Source organism: Zobellia russellii, assembly GCF_044597075.1.
Lineage (GTDB): Bacteria > Bacteroidota > Bacteroidia > Flavobacteriales > Flavobacteriaceae > Zobellia > Zobellia russellii.
Genome location: NZ_CP139000.1, coordinates 1,430,316 through 1,445,670, shown reverse-complemented (window position 1 = coordinate 1,445,670; position 15,355 = coordinate 1,430,316). Strand labels below are relative to the sequence as shown.

Below are 15,355 nucleotides of genomic sequence, written 5' to 3'. Positions count from 1 at the left end.
ATAAAAAATATGATGTCAAATAAAAAATATAAGTTTCAAGTCTGTTTATGGATAGCGTTTTTAATGATGACCGTACAGACCAACGGCCAACAGACACCGGCACCTAAACAAGTAACCGCATACTCAATAGAGGGTGCTACGGCACATTTGGGCAATGGTGAGGTGATAGAGAATGCCCTGATTATGTTTGAGGACGGTAAACTCACTTTTGTGGGAAGTGCCATGACTAAAATCGCAAGAAAGGGCATGAAGATAAAAGGGCAGGGCAAGCATGTGTATCCTGGTTTTATAGCACCTAGTACGTCTTTGGGCTTAATAGAGGTAGATGCTGTCCGGGCTTCAAAAGATCAAGATGAGATTGGAGAGATGATTCCGCATGTTAGAAGTTTAATAGCGTATAATGCAGAATCTAAAGTGGTTGAGAGCATGCGCCCTAATGGCGTGCTTTTAGGACAGATTGCGCCAATAGGAGGGCGTATTTCAGGTACTTCATCGGTGGTTCAGTTTGATGCTTGGAACTGGGAAGATGCGGTTGTCAAAGAAGATGATGCAATTCACTTACACTGGCCAACTACTTTTCGCAAAGGAAAATGGTGGGAAGGTGAAGGCCGTGGTTACCAAGCCAATAAAAAATATGGAGATGAGGTTAAGGAAACTATGGATTTTCTAAAAAATGCAGCTGTTTACGATTCTGGGTCAGCAATAAAAAATCCTGTTTTAAGTGCTATGTCCGGTTTGTATACGGGTAAACAGAAGTTATTTGTTTATGCCAATGGTGAAAAGGAAATTATTGATGCTATAACGAATGTGAAAGAGGCTGGAATCAAAGAGGTGGTTCTTGTAGGTGGCACCCATGCTCATAAAGTAGCTCCCTTTTTAAAAACAAATGATGTTCCGGTATTGGTAGGTGCTACGCACAATTTACCTGCTTTTGATGAGGATGATTATGATTTACCGTACAAACTGCCAAAACTTTTGGTAGACGCAGGTTTATTGGTAGGTCTTCAAAACAGTACGGCATCTAATTTTCAAATCAGGAATCTTCCATTTTATGCGGGCCAAACGGTATCCCAAGGGATGGAAAAAGAAAAAGCATTGGAATTGATTACCGGGAACACGGCTAAAATTCTTGGTATAGATGATATGTACGGTTTTTTGGAAGCGGGTAAAAGTGCTACGCTTATTGTTTCTGAAGGCGATGCTTTGGATATGAGTGGAAACCGGCTAACGCATGCTTTTATAGATGGCAGGGAGATTTCATTAGAAACTCATCAAACGGAACTTTGGAAGCGTTATGAAGGTAAATATCAAGGTAAATAGTGAAATAAGGTTGAAGGCTAAGTAGTTTCTATATAATCGAAAACCGTTTCCTGGGTCATTTCATCAGTGCCCGGGGGAACGCGAATAAACCCATCTGCAAGAGCCAAACTAACCAAATCGCCAGAACCGTTTCCTTTAACGGTTTTGGCCATGAGCTTGCCTTTTTTGTATTGTGTGGTAACTTGTACAAATAGTGTTAGAGAAGGGTGAGGTTGGATAGCTTCCTCTAAAATAATCTGCTTTTTTTCTACTTTCAATCCAAGGCATTTTTTTAACCAAGGTAAAAAGTACACATGATAATTGGCAAAAGTGGAAACTGGGTTTCCGGGAAATGAGAATATAACTTTCTGCTTTTCCTTTTGGACTCCAAACCAGAAAGGCTTGCCTGGGCGTTGGGCAATCCGGTGAAAAACCTTTGTTATACCAAGTTTATCCATGGCATCGGGAATAAAATCAAACTTCCCTTTTGATACTCCGCCGCTCAGCATTAAAACATCAAAATTATTTAAGGCCTTTTCAAGCTCTTTTTCTATTATGGCTTGGTTGTCTGCCAAGTGTAAAAGAGTAGGGGTGATTTTCACCCTTTCAAGTGCGGCGAATAAGGATAGTGAATTGGATTTCCTTATCTGATGGGGCAATGGTTTATCTTCTACCTCTACAAGTTCGTTTCCCGTAGAGACCACGCAAATTTTAGGAAGCTTTTTTACTGTAACTTTATTTTTTCCTACGGAAGCTAGTACACCAATTACAGCAGCGGTAATCTCTGTTCCTTTCTTTAATAAAATGGCACCTTCTTTTTCATCTGTGCCTTGGCGATGTATGTTTTGACCCTTGTTCGGGGTCTTTGAAATAGAAACGTAATCATCTTCGGTTTCTGTTTCTTCGTACATGATAATGGTATCGGCTTGTTCGGGAAGAACGGCACCTGTCATTATTTCAAAACAATTGGTGTCTTTGGATAGCGTTTGTTGGGGCATTCCTGCGCTTAACACGCCTTCAATTTTAAAACGGGTAACCCCTTTCTCTATAGCCGAAAAAGCAATGGCGATTCCATCCTTTGTAGAACGGTTGAACGGAGGAAAATCCCTATCGGCTCTAATATCCTCACTAAGAACCCTTCCTGTACTTTCTAATAGAGACACTGTTTCATCACCTAGATTAAACGTGTGCTGTAATACTTGGTCGTAAGCATTTTCGAAAGAAATCATGTGTAATAATTTTGGCTATAGATTTAAATTAACCTTTAGCTTTCTTTTTGTTCCACAACCAACTTCCTACAAAGTATGCTACCAGTGCAATTAGGAAATACTTAAAGTAAGAAACGGGCTCTCCTTCACCATTTACTGTAGTAAAAATACGGTCCCATCTTGGTTTCCAACTGAAGATACCATCATTAAAATTATCAACACTTAACCATATGAATATAGGTGTGCCCACAATATGGTTTTCCGGAACGTAGCCCCAAGCTCTACTGTCTTCGGAGTGATCTCGGTTATCACCCATCATCCAATAGTAATCTTGTTTAAATGTATACGAATCCGCTACTTGATCGTTAATTTTTATTTGATTGCCCGAAACGCTAATGGTGTTTCCTTCGTATTCTCTAATAATCTTTTTATAAAGTGGAAGTACTTTTAGGTTTAAGGGTACCGTAGCTCCTTTTTGAGGAATGTATATAGGTCCCATTTGATCGTAATTCCATGGGTAATCCGGACTTTGAGGGAAGATGTTTCCGCCTGGCACTCCTTTTTTCTCTACAATCCGTACAATGGAGTCTAGGGAGGCTTCATTCTTGAGTTGTGCCACCATTTCATCCGTTAGCGGAACAATGCGTTTAAGACCCGTTTCTTCGGCCAATGAAATAGCATTTTTTCGGGCCACGGAAACAGGAATACCGCCTTCGTTGGTGTAGACTTCTAATTTACCATCATTACGTTGTCTATAGCCTTTAACGTATTTCTGAATACCGTTAAGCTGCTGTTGGTTTAATGAGTTGATAATGTACTTTCTGCTCCAGCCCGTTGCACCTACTTTTTCCAATAATGTAGAAGAAACTCCTTTACTGGAGTATAGTGCATAATCATATTGAGGTTTGGCACGGTCCGATAGTTGTAACTGTTTTCCGTTAATGTACACATAGCCATCTATGACCGCCAATGAATCTCCGGGAATACCTACACAACGCTTAACGTAATTGGATTTTTTGTCAATAGGTTTAATAACCCCTTTTTCTTTTTTAAAGAATTGGCGAACCGTATCTGCGGGCCAACTGAATACGACAATATCGTTTCGGTCTACTTTTGTAAAGCCGGGAATTCTGAAATAGGGCAACTGAGGTTTGTTCAAATACGACTTTACACCAAGTATGGGTAAGGTATCATGTACCATGGGAGCTGCAACCGTGGTCATTGGGGTTCTGGCACCGTAGTGAAATTTGCTTACGAACAACAAATCGCCAACACGTAATGTACGCTCTAAAGAAGGTGTTGGAATTACGTAAGGTTGAATAAAATAGGTGTGAACCAAAGTGGCCGCAATAATTGCAAAAGCAATTGAACTAACCCATTCGCCGGTTGCTGTTTTAGGTTGAAGACTTCGGTCTTTAATGTATTTAACATCTAAAGCATAATTTACATAGTAGATGTAAAACCCTAGAGTAAGCAATACCAGCCAGGTGTCTGCAGTGCTATTTCGTCCAAAGCTACGTATGGTTTCGATCCATACAATAGGGAACATGAGAAGGTTGATGATTGGGATGAACAATAGTATGGTCCACCATTTAGGGCGATTGATGATTTGCATCAATACAATAGCGTTGTACACCGGGATGGCCGCTTCCCAAGCTTTTCTACCTGCTTTTACATATAATTTCCAGGTTCCTGCAAAATGGATAATCTGAATGACCAGAATAAAAAGTAACCACTGTGTTGCGTCCATTTGTATTTTTATTTTTAAGTGCCGCTCTAAAAATCTATAACCTATAAATTATTGAATTTCAAGGCGTCTATTGCAAGTAAGCTTAATTCTTGTTTAAATATTGTATGTATTAACCAAGGTTTAACACATCTTTCATAGAGAAAATACCGGTTTTCCCCACAATCCATTCAGCTGCAATAACAGCGCCAAGGGCAAAACCTTCCCTGTTATGTGCAGTATGCTTAATTTCTATGGAATCTACTTTACTACTGTAATCTATACTATGTGTACCTGGTGTTGTTCCAATTCTTTTTGACACGATTGGTATTTCACCTGCCGGAGCGTTTTCAAGTTTCCACGCACTGTAGTTGGTGTTCTTAATGATGCCTTCTGCAAGGGTAATGGCAGTACCGCTGGGTTCGTCCAACTTCTGGGTATGGTGAATTTCTTCCATGGACACATTGTACTGGTCTAAATTCTTCATCATTTTGGCAAGGTATTCATTGAGCTCAAAGAACACGTTTACCCCTAGACTAAAGTTAGAAGCGTATATAAAAGCACCTTTGTTTTTTTTACATATTGATACGGCATCATCATACTTGTCCAACCATCCTGTAGTGCCCGATATTACCGGAACGCCGTTTTCAAAACACTTGGTAAGATTACCGTAAGCGGCACTGGGCATACTAAAATCAATGGCAACATCCATTTCCGAAAAATCAATATCTACTGTATCAACATCCACTTTTGCTACAATGGTGTGATTTCTTTCTAGGGCGATTTTTTCAATCATCTTGCCCATTTTACCGTATCCGAATAGTGCTATTTTCAATTTGTATAATTGTTTCGGTAACTATTTGTAATTGGTTAGATAATAGTTACTTGTGTTAAAATTTTATTATCAGTGCCATCCCGTAGTTGGGGTTGTTGGTCACAGGATCTAAATCTAAAAAAGGTTCCGTGTCAAAGCTCAAGTCATCATCTATGTTGAACTGCTTTAAATGCGCATCAACATTGGCATCTACAATGTTTAAGGCATACAGTGCTATGGAAACAAGCAATAACAAATCACGATCTCGCTGAAAATTTTCTTGTTCGTTCTGTAAATCGTCAAGCCCTAAGAGCGGTCCGCTACCTGTATTGTTCGGGTCGTAAAATTCATCATCTGTAAAGCCGGCTTTTCGTCTTTTAAAAGCGGTTCGCACACGCTGGTAATTATTGTTGTTCCAAGTATAACCATAAACGGCAGCTCCAATGGCTCCATATACAATAGGAACTTTCCAATAACGTTTGTTGTAAACTTGACCTAGCCCAGGGATTACTGCGGATAAAAAAGCCGCTTTACTCGGGGCAAGCGGATTGATTTTCACCCTTTCTTTTTTAAGTGTGTCCGCCACAATGATACCCTCTTCTGCCAAATCTGTTTGAAGCGAGTCTACCTCTTTATTTTTTGCCGTTTCCTCTTGAGCGGTAACGGTTAACGTAAAAAGTGAAATAAAAACAAGGGCTAGCAGGAATTTACTCACCTAGAATCAATTTTTTAATTCGTCTAAACTCCTCTTGAGAATGAAAGGGAATTGTTATTTTACCGTTTCCTTTTTCGGTTGCGGAAATATCTACTTTTACCGAAAGATGATCCGTAAACGGTTTAATGTTTCCTTGAACAAATTCAGGGGTTTTTGAAACTTTTTTTGCCGGTTTTTCGGGAGCGTCACCTTCATGATACGCTTTTACGGCACGTTCGGTATCACGAACAGAAAGGTTCTGACTTATAATTTTTTCGTATAAATCTATCTGATCGCCCTTCTTTTCTATGTTTACCAAGGCACGACCGTGGCCCATGCTTAAAAACCCGTCCCTAATACCGGTTTGTATAATAGGATCTAACCTTAAAAGACGTAAATAGTTAGTTATGGTAGAGCGTTTCTTTCCTACGCGATCACTTAATTTTTCTTGGGTAAGCTGAATTTCATCCAATAACCTTTGGTACGAAAGTGCAATTTCAATAGGGTCTAAATCTTGGCGTTGAATATTTTCAACCAAAGCCATCTCCAATGATTCTTGGTCATCGGCAATACGTATATAGGCCGGAATGGTGGTAAGCCCTGCTAATTTTGACGCACGGCACCTTCTTTCCCCGGAAACTAACTGATATTTGTTGAAATCTAATTTGCGAACCGTAATAGGTTGTATAACACCTAATTGACCTATAGAAATAGCAAGTTCGTTCAAGGCCTCGTCATTGAAATTAGAACGTGGTTGAAACGGGTTCATTTCAATAGACTCAATATCTAGCTCTACAATGTTGCCAACTACTTTATCCGCATTCTTATCCGCTGCGGATTGAATATCGTTTTCAGGATCTTTTAATAGAGCGGAGAGTCCGCGGCCTAGTGCTTGTTTTTTTGTTGCTTTCGCCATTAAGCTATCTCTTTGTTTTTCTTGACTACTTCATGGGCCAAGTTTAGGTAATTTGTAGCTCCCTTACTGCTTGCGTCATATTTTATAATGCTTTCTCCGTAGCTAGGAGCTTCGCTTAACCGTACGTTACGCTGAATTATAGTATCAAAAACCATATCTGCAAAATGTTTACGTACTTCCTCTACTACTTGGTTAGACAGTCGTAAACGCGAATCATACATGGTCAACAACATGCCTTCAATATCCAAATTGGCATTGTGAATCTTTTGAACACTTTTTATAGTATTCAAAAGCTTGCCAAGTCCCTCCAGTGCAAAATACTCGCATTGTATAGGAATTATAACGGAGTCTGCCGCAGTAAGAGCGTTCAATGTAAGTAGGCCTAGGGAAGGAGCACAATCGATTAAGATATAATCGTAGCTGTCCCTAAGCTCGGATATTGCTCTTTTCATCATGTATTCCCGTTGATCCTTGTCTACCAATTCAATTTCAATGGCAACCAAGTCAATATGTGCGGGAATTAAATCTAAATTAGGGGAATCTGTAGTTATAATAGCCTCTTTGGCCGTTTTGGTATGCTCAAGTAGTTGGTAAGTGCCATATTCAACACTCTCTACATCAATGCCCAATCCCGATGTGGCATTTGCCTGGGGGTCTGCATCTATTAGCAATACCTTCTTTTCCAAAACACCTAAGGAAGCTGCTAAATTAACTGTTGTTGTGGTTTTACCCACTCCTCCTTTTTGATTCGCAATAGCAATAATCTTGCCCATTATCAGTCTGAGTTAGGGGGTAAAAATACGATTATTTACAATGCTATTGAAACCATTTTGTTAACACAAAGTGAATAAGTGTGGTCTTTTGCGTTAAAGTTCGTTAACTGAAAGTGTCTTTTTTTGAAATTTAGGGTTTCTAAAGCACTCCTTTTCACGGCTAATTTTACGCCAGAGTAAATATGATATTCCTAATAAGTGATTTAAGTGAAACCAGTAGGCTAAAATCATAAAACATGTAAGTATTTGAAATTAAATTAATTACAATGTTTCGTGTGGATTTTTAGTTCATGATGCGAGAAAAACATTTTTCGAGCTTTGTAGGGTGGTCAAGCACAAATAGAATCTAATTCTAAAAACCGAATTTATTATTAACAATGGAAATTACGGAAGTGCAATACGGATATAAAACCTGCTTATTTTTCTTTAATTTTTAAACTGTCTTCGTATTCAATAAGATAAATTTCTTCATTCTTTTTTTTGAGGAAATATTGCTCTCTTGCAAACTTTTCTAGTTCCTTTGGGTCGGATAATTTTTCTAGGATTTTTCTATCGTTGGCAATTTCATCCTTTAAAAACTCTTGTTGTTTTTCAAGTTTTTCAATTTCCTTTTTTAGTTCTAAATGAATGAGTAGGGAGTTGGTGTCAAAAAACAACATCCATATCACAAAAACGGTCAGCACCAATACATACATATTGGTGAGTATACCAAACCATTTTTTCTTTCGTAAATCTTTGAATCCCATTTTTCTAAGTTAGTTTCTCATTGATTATTGTTCGTACAATATCAACTGCAACTGTGTTATATTTATTGTTGGGTATAATAATATCTGCATATTCTTTGCTAGGCTCTATAAATTGAAGATGCATGGGTTTAATATTAGATTGATATTTGTCTAGCGTTTCATCTAAATTCCATCCCCGTTCGTTTACATCTCGTTTTAACCTCCTGATCAGTCTTTCATCAGAATCGGCATGGACAAATATTTTAATATCCATCATTTTACGGAGTAGGGAGTTGGTTAAAATAAGAATACCCTCTACAATCAATACTTTGGTAGGGTGCACGGGAACGGTCTTGTCCGTACGGTTACATTCAAGAAATGAGTATACGGGCTGTTTTATGGAATGCCCTGACTTTAATAATTTTAAGTGTTCTTCCAGCAGTCTGAAATCAATAGATTGGGGGTGGTCAAAATTGGTTTTTCTTCGCTCTTCCAAGGACAATTCTGAAAGGTCGTTATAATAAGAATCTTGGGAAATTACCCCAACTTCGCCCTCCGGTAACGAGTCTATAATTTGGTTTACTACTGTTGTTTTTCCACAACCGGTACCTCCGGCTATTCCTATTATCAGCATGCTCTTCAATTTTTTGTCAAAAATACATATTTGTGAACCAATTATAGGTTTATACTTAAAAGGAACTTTTGGTAATGTCCTTTCCTAGGCGAATATGTACTTTTGCACCATGCAGAATGATAATGTGAAACCCAATTTTGAATTTATAGCCTTAATGGCTTCCTTAATGTCTATCGTGGCCTTGGCAATTGATGCTTTATTGCCCGCGTTATCGCACATAGGCATAACTATAAATAGCTTGGATCCATTGGAAAATCAGTTGTTGATTACCATGATTTTTTTGGGTTTGGGAGTAGGGCAATTGTTTTTTGGACCTTTATCCGATAGCTATGGCAGAAAACCTGTAGTGTATATTGGTTTTACCGTTTTTGCGGTAGCAAGTGTAATTTGTGTTTTAGCGCCCACATTGGAAATTATGATTGTGGGGCGTATACTCCAAGGTATTGGACTATCTGCACCTAGAACTATTGCTATTTCCATTATAAGGGATACTTATAAGGGAGATTATATGGCAAAAATAATGTCTTTTGTTACCGCTTTTTTCATTCTGGTCCCTGTTGTGGCGCCAGCTATTGGTAAGTGGATTATGGATGCTTTTGGTTGGGAGTATATATTTTATATTCAACTGTTCTTTGGCCTAGTAGTGGCTATTTGGTTTTGGAAACGACAGCCCGAAACATTAAAACCTCAATTTAAAATACCCTTTTCCATGTCCGTTTTTGTTAGCGGAACAAAAGAGTTTGTAAAGCATAAGGAAACCGTTGCGTTTACATTTGCTTCCGGGTTTGTAACAGGAGCGTTCTTGGTGTATTTGAGTTCATCGCAACATGTGTTTGAAGATCAATATGGAATGGTAGAGAACTTTCCGTACATTTTTGCAGGTCTTGCCTGTTCTGTAGGGCTTTCCACATTTCTGAACGGTACATTGGTCATTCGTTTTGGCATGCGTCGTTTGGCTCTTGCCGCTATGAGCGCATTTTGTATCATTGCTCTAACCTATGTGGTGGTGTTTTGGGGAAAACCCAATCCGAGCGTACCTATTTTGGTAGCCTTTTTATTCGTTCAATTTTTATGTTTGGGATTTCTATGGGGGAATTTTAGGTCCATAGCCATGGAGCCCATAGGTCATATTGCAGGTATTGGGGCGGCTATAAACGGTTTTATTTCAACACTTCTTTCCGTGCCCATAGCAAATTATATAGGAGGTTTTGTGCAAGATACCGTGTGGCCTATGTTTGCCGGTCTTGCGGTATGCGGACTCCTTTCTTTAGGGACTATTCTTTTGGTTACGAAAAGAAGAATTGTTGCCACGGCATAAGTTGTATTACTTTGCAAACGAAAAATAAAAAACCGGCAAAAGGTGAATCTTCTAATTCACTTCTGCCGGTTTTCTATAATATCCGCATTCTAATTAAAGGGCGTTCTCTATTATTTCTTCAACTACTTCTGGGTTCAATAATGTACTGGTATCACCTAAATTAGAGGTGTCTTTTGAGGCGATTTTACGCAAGATACGACGCATAATTTTCCCGCTACGTGTTTTGGGAAGTCCAGAAACAAACTGAATCTTATCCAGTTTGGCAATAGGTCCTATATGTTCTGTAATCTGCTGGTTAATTTCCTTTCGCAGGTTGTCACGGTCCCTTGTTTCACCAAATTCCTTTAGAATAACATAACCATATAGCGCATTGCCCTTTACGTCATGAGGGAAACCAACAATTGCACTTTCTGCAACTGCAGGATGTTCGTTTATGGAATCTTCAATGGGCGCCGTACCCAGGTTGTGGCCCGAAACAATTATTACATCGTCTACGCGCCCCGTAATCCTATAATAGCCTACAGCATCCCTAAGTGCGCCATCACCTGTAAAATACATATCCTTATAAGCTGAAAAATAGGTGTCCCTATAGCGCTCGTGATTGCCCCAAATGGTCCTTGCAATAGAAGGCCATGGGAATTTAACGCATAACCGCCCTGAAACCTGATTGCCTTTAAGTTCTTTTCCTTCTTCATCCATTAATGCGGGTTGGATACCGATAAAAGGTAAAGTTGCATAGGTAGGGGTAGTAGGGGTAACGTATGGAATTGGGGTTATCATTATACCACCTGTTTCGGTCTGCCACCAAGTGTCAACAATGGGGCTATTGGTTTTCCCAACGTTGTTATTGTACCAATGCCAAGCTTCCTCATTAATAGGTTCTCCTACGGAACCCAATACTTTTAAAGAGGAAAGGTCATGTTTTTCAATAAATTCTAAATTCTCTTTGGCCAAAGCCCTAATTGCTGTAGGAGCCGTGTAGAATTGATTTACTTTGTGTTTTTCAACAACTTCCCAAAATCTACCATAATCCGGGTATGAAGGAACACCTTCGAACATAACGGTAGTAGCGCCGTTGGCAAGTGGGCCATACACAATATAGGAATGTCCGGTTATCCAACCAATATCGGCAGTACACCAGTATACATCTTCTTCTTTATACTGAAAAACATTTTTAAACGTATACGCGGTATATACCATGTAGCCCCCAGTGGTATGGACCATTCCTTTAGGTCTTCCCGTAGAGCCGGAGGTGTATAGAATAAATAAAGGGTCTTCGGCATCCATTATTTCGGCTACACAGTCCGCATAAGCCTCGTCCAGTAATGGTTGTAGCCATTTATCACGACCTTTTTCCATATGAATATCGCTATTGATGCGCTTGGCCACTAATACATCTTTAACACCCGGACATTCTTCAAGGGCCTTGTCTACAATACCTTTAAGGTCAATTGATTTTGAACCTCGGTACGAACCATCTGAAGTAAGGACTATTTTACAGTCGCTATCATTAATACGCGTAGCGAGTGCATTGGAGGAAAAACCTGCAAAAACAACGGAGTGGATAGCTCCAATCCTGGCGCATGCCAGAAGGGAAACGGCTAATTCCGGAATCATGGGAAGGTAGATACAAACTCTATCTCCTTTTTTTATACCATGGTCCTTTAGAACGTTGGCCATGCGGCAAACTCTTTCGTGTAAATCCCTAAAGGTAATATGTTGGGCCTCTTCGTTAGGATCGTTGGGTTCGAATATAATAGCTATTTTCTCTCCACGGGTGGGCAAATGTCTATCTAGGCAATTTTCAGTAATGTTAAGCTTAGCCCCTTCAAACCACTTTATTTCGGGTTTTGAAAAATCCCAACTTAAAACATTATCCCATTTCTTTCGCCACACAAAATGCTCTTCCGCTATTTCCTCCCAAAAACCTTCGGGGTTTCTAACGGATTTTCTATAGACCTGATAATATTCTTCTAGATGTTTAATGTGGTAATTACTCATTTTGCCTTGATTGTTTTAATTGATATTATTTTGATGCGAATACCCTAGAGAATGGCGGTTCTTGATTGAATGGGTGAAAAATGCATCGGGATCTTAAAATTACATAAAATATTAATGATTTATGGCCTCTCCGGCACCACTGGGAATACGAATGTTTTCTACGATTTGTTGTACATTTTCTGGAGGTTCCGGTGTGAATTTCATAATGATTATTGAAACGATAAAATTCACTACCATAGCTACACTACCAAAGCCTTCTGGTGAAATTCCAAACCACCAATCCTTTTCTAAGGCGGGAACAGCTTCTTTTCCACCGTCAAAAATTCCAAATTTGAATTTCAACATATAAAAAAGCATTAGCGAGATGCCAATCACCATACCCGCAATGGCTCCTTCTTTGTTCATCTTTTTATAAAAAATGCCCAGTATAATAGCAGGAAAGAAAGATGCGGCGGCCAGACCAAAAGCGAGCGCCACTACTGCCGCAACAAACCCTGGGGGATTTATCCCAAAATAACCGGCTATTACAACGGCTACGGTTGCAGCACCTCTCGCTGCCCAAAGCTCTCCTTTTTCGGAAATATTTGGAACGAATATTTTTTTTATTAAATCATGGGACACGGAGGCGGAAATAACTAAAAGCAGGCCTGCTGCCGTAGATAGGGCCGCTGCAAGCCCACCGGCGGCTACCAGGGCTATTACCCAAGCGGGGAGGTCCGCAATCTCAGGGTTGGCAAGCACCATTATGTCCGGATCTACTATAAGCTCGTTTTGTGCACCGTTTGCTACATATTGAATTTTTCCATCTCCGTTTTTGTCGCTGAAATTCAGTAGCCCCGTGGTTTCCCAGTTTTTAAACCATTCGGGCATCTTTGCGTATTCTTGATTGCTAACCGTATTAATCATGTTCGTACGTGCAAATACGGCTACAGCAGGTGCTGCGGTATAAAGAATGGCAATTAATAGTAATGCCAACCCAGCCGACTTTCTTGCATCTTTTACCCGTTTTACAGTAAAGAAACGTACAATAACATGAGGTAGACCGGCAGTACCCACCATGAGTGCAAGGGTAATCATGAATATATCTATAGTTGATTTTTTACCTTCCGTGTAAGCGGCAAAACCTAGTTCAGTGGAGAGTCCGTTTAGCTTATCCAATAAGTACATTCCAGAACCATCGTTCAGTTTGGAGCCCATACCCAATTGGGGAATGGGGTTTCCGGTCATTTGAATAGATATAAAAATTGCGGGTACCATAAACGCAAAAATCAACACGCAGAATTGGGCCACTTGAGTATAGGTAATCCCTTTCATTCCGCCTAATACGGCATAAAAAAGAACTATGACCATACCAATAATGACACCCGTATTTATATCTACCTCTAAAAAACGGGAGAAAACCACGCCAACACCCCGCATTTGACCAGCTACATAGGTAAACGATACGATTAAGGCGCAAATAACGGCGACAATCCTAGCAGTTTTTGAATAATACCGGTCCCCTATAAAATCAGGAACGGTAAATTTTCCGAATTTACGTAGATAGGGTGCCAGAAGTAAGGCCAAGAGCACATAGCCACCTGTCCATCCCATTAAATAAACAGAGCCGTCATAGCCCGCAAATGAAATGATTCCCGCCATGGAAATAAACGATGCGGCAGACATCCAGTCCGCTGCTGTGGCCATACCGTTTGCCAAGGGGGAAACACCACCGCCTGCTACATAAAAATCCTTGGTTGACCCTGCACGAGACCAAATGGCAATGCCAATATAAAGGGCAAATGTAATTCCTACTAAAAGGTACGTCCAAGTTTGAACACTCATAACGGGTTGGTTTTGGTTGGGTTATTCGTTAAATCCGTACTTTTTATCCAGTTTGTTCATTAGCCTGACATAAACAAAGATTAGAATAACAAAAACATAAATGGATCCTTGTTGTGCAAACCAAAAACCCAATTCAAACCCGCCAATTTTTATGGTGTTTAAGGCGTCCTTGAACAAGATACCGGCCCCATAAGAAACCCCGAACCAAATAGCCAGTAAGATAAAAAGGTATTTTAAGTTCTCTTTCCAGTATGCGGTGGCGTGCTCTTGTTTTTTAGACATTTTTGGAGTTTTGGTTATGATGTTGAAAATAGCGAATTTTCTTCTACTAAGGGTATGAGGACTTAACTTGGTAAGAACAGCACCCCTGAAGACGAGTCTCTTTGTGCGCCAGTTACGGAACTAAGAATGTTTGTCTTTTTTTCAATTCTAAGAACCCCCATTAAAGCAAATACCAAGGCTTCTTTGAATTCTATGAGTTGTTTTGAAGGAACAACTACTTTGGTGGAATTACCTAGTTTTTCTTGTAGGGTCTCTATTAGAAAATCGTTTAATGCGCCACCACCGGTAACAAATAGCGTGTTAGTCGTTTTTTTCTTGTTGGCCTTTACCTGAATGGCCACTTGCTCGCATACATGGTGGATTCCGGTACAGAGTAGATTCTCCATAAGGTCTTCGGTACTTTCAACAATTGGAATAACTTTTTCTACAAACCATTCATACCCTATAGATTTAGGAAATGGAAGTTTGTAAAATTCTAGAGCGTTAAGCTGTTCTAGCATCTCTATATTGATTTTGCCGTTTTTTGCCAGATTTCCTCCGGCATCGTAATCCAAATCGTTTTTACGGGTAATATGGTTCAAAATCATATTGGCCAAACCTATGTCATAGGCTATACGCTTACCGTTGTGTTCAAACGAAATATTACTAATACCACCTAAATTTAGGCAGAAGTCGTATTTATTGAAAAATAAACGGTCGCCAATAGGAACAAGTGGAGCGCCTTGGCCGCCTAGAGCAACATCATTTGTTCTAAAATCACATATAACTTTTTGTTTGCTGGCATTGGCCAAATGCTGACCGCTACCCACCTGATATGTGAATCCGTTTTCTGGCCGGTGGTGTGTGGTGTGTCCGTGACTGGCAATGTAATCTACTTCCAGTCCATTATCATTAATGAACAGGTCGCATTGCTCGCCTAGCCAAGTGCCATAGCTGTTATTGAGCTTTAAAAGTTCTTCCGCAGATAGTTCTATGGAATTTTTTAACTGCGTTTGCATCTCCTTGGAATATGAAACGCTTTTGGTTTTTTTTATACCAAATTGCCAAGTATGTCCTTCTTGCCAAATGGTGCAATACGCAAGGTCTAGTCCGTCTAACGAGGTGCCGGACATTAAGCCAAGAATTTTATATGTAGTCATAG

At 39.7% G+C, this 15,355-nt stretch carries 14 protein-coding genes; 2 read left to right on the top strand and 12 right to left on the bottom strand.

Annotated elements, in window-relative coordinates:
* The first annotated feature begins 9 nt into the window (after positions 1 to 9).
* On the top strand, positions 10 to 1,320 hold the full coding sequence (locus SJY45_RS05975; RefSeq protein WP_400073641.1) for an amidohydrolase: 1,311 nt from the start codon (positions 10 to 12) through the stop codon (positions 1,318 to 1,320).
* 17 nt (positions 1,321 to 1,337) lie between these two features.
* On the opposite strand, the gene SJY45_RS05970 is transcribed toward SJY45_RS05975, so the two are convergent.
* From SJY45_RS05970 to udk, 8 genes are all read right to left on the bottom strand, one after another.
* Complete coding sequence (locus SJY45_RS05970) at positions 1,338 to 2,528, bottom strand: molybdopterin molybdotransferase MoeA (protein WP_400073640.1); 1,191 nt, start codon at positions 2,526 to 2,528, stop codon at positions 1,338 to 1,340.
* A gap of 28 nt (positions 2,529 to 2,556) precedes the next feature.
* Positions 2,557 to 4,257: a signal peptidase I gene (gene lepB / locus SJY45_RS05965; protein WP_400073639.1), complete on the bottom strand. Its 1,701-nt coding sequence runs from the start codon at positions 4,255 to 4,257 to the stop codon at positions 2,557 to 2,559.
* Positions 4,258 to 4,366: 109 nt separating this feature from the next.
* Complete coding sequence (gene dapB, locus SJY45_RS05960) at positions 4,367 to 5,068, bottom strand: 4-hydroxy-tetrahydrodipicolinate reductase (protein WP_215914240.1); 702 nt, start codon at positions 5,066 to 5,068, stop codon at positions 4,367 to 4,369.
* Between the two features lie 55 nt (positions 5,069 to 5,123).
* Complete coding sequence (locus SJY45_RS05955; RefSeq protein WP_400073638.1) at positions 5,124 to 5,762, bottom strand: DUF5683 domain-containing protein; 639 nt, start codon at positions 5,760 to 5,762, stop codon at positions 5,124 to 5,126.
* The gene (locus SJY45_RS05950) at positions 5,755 to 6,657 is read right to left on the bottom strand and encodes a ParB/RepB/Spo0J family partition protein (RefSeq protein WP_215439884.1); all 903 of its coding nucleotides are present in this window, start codon (positions 6,655 to 6,657) and stop codon (positions 5,755 to 5,757) included. The genes SJY45_RS05955 and SJY45_RS05950 overlap by 8 nt, the downstream gene beginning before the upstream one ends.
* On the bottom strand, positions 6,657 to 7,430 hold the full coding sequence (locus SJY45_RS05945) for a ParA family protein (RefSeq protein WP_215439886.1): 774 nt from the start codon (positions 7,428 to 7,430) through the stop codon (positions 6,657 to 6,659). The genes SJY45_RS05950 and SJY45_RS05945 overlap by 1 nt, the downstream gene beginning before the upstream one ends.
* Positions 7,431 to 7,846: 416 nt before the next feature.
* On the bottom strand, positions 7,847 to 8,176 hold the full coding sequence (locus SJY45_RS05940; RefSeq protein WP_400073637.1) for a septum formation initiator family protein: 330 nt from the start codon (positions 8,174 to 8,176) through the stop codon (positions 7,847 to 7,849).
* 4 nt (positions 8,177 to 8,180) lie between these two features.
* Positions 8,181 to 8,789, bottom strand: coding sequence for a uridine kinase (gene udk, locus SJY45_RS05935; protein WP_215914242.1), 609 nt, complete (start codon positions 8,787 to 8,789; stop codon positions 8,181 to 8,183).
* Positions 8,790 to 8,898: 109 nt separating this feature from the next.
* Here udk and SJY45_RS05930 point away from each other — a divergent pair, with 109 nt between their 5' ends.
* Positions 8,899 to 10,107 (top strand): multidrug effflux MFS transporter, encoded by a 1,209-nt coding sequence (locus tag SJY45_RS05930; RefSeq protein ID WP_400073636.1) that lies wholly within the window; start codon positions 8,899 to 8,901, stop codon positions 10,105 to 10,107.
* A gap of 93 nt (positions 10,108 to 10,200) precedes the next feature.
* Here SJY45_RS05930 and acs read toward each other — a convergent pair whose 3' ends face one another.
* From acs to SJY45_RS05910, 4 genes are all read right to left on the bottom strand, one after another.
* A complete protein-coding gene (gene acs, locus SJY45_RS05925) occupies positions 10,201 to 12,108 on the bottom strand; it encodes an acetate--CoA ligase (RefSeq protein ID WP_400073635.1) in 1,908 nt (635 codons plus the stop codon).
* A gap of 111 nt (positions 12,109 to 12,219) precedes the next feature.
* Positions 12,220 to 13,932: a sodium:solute symporter family protein gene (locus tag SJY45_RS05920; RefSeq protein ID WP_289062423.1), complete on the bottom strand. Its 1,713-nt coding sequence runs from the start codon at positions 13,930 to 13,932 to the stop codon at positions 12,220 to 12,222.
* A gap of 21 nt (positions 13,933 to 13,953) precedes the next feature.
* Positions 13,954 to 14,214, bottom strand: a complete 261-nt coding sequence (locus SJY45_RS05915) for a DUF4212 domain-containing protein (protein ID WP_215439897.1) — start codon at positions 14,212 to 14,214, stop codon at positions 13,954 to 13,956.
* A gap of 62 nt (positions 14,215 to 14,276) precedes the next feature.
* Positions 14,277 to 15,353 (bottom strand): anhydro-N-acetylmuramic acid kinase, encoded by a 1,077-nt coding sequence (locus tag SJY45_RS05910; protein ID WP_400073634.1) that lies wholly within the window; start codon positions 15,351 to 15,353, stop codon positions 14,277 to 14,279.
* Between the last annotated feature and the right edge of the window lie 2 nt (positions 15,354 to 15,355).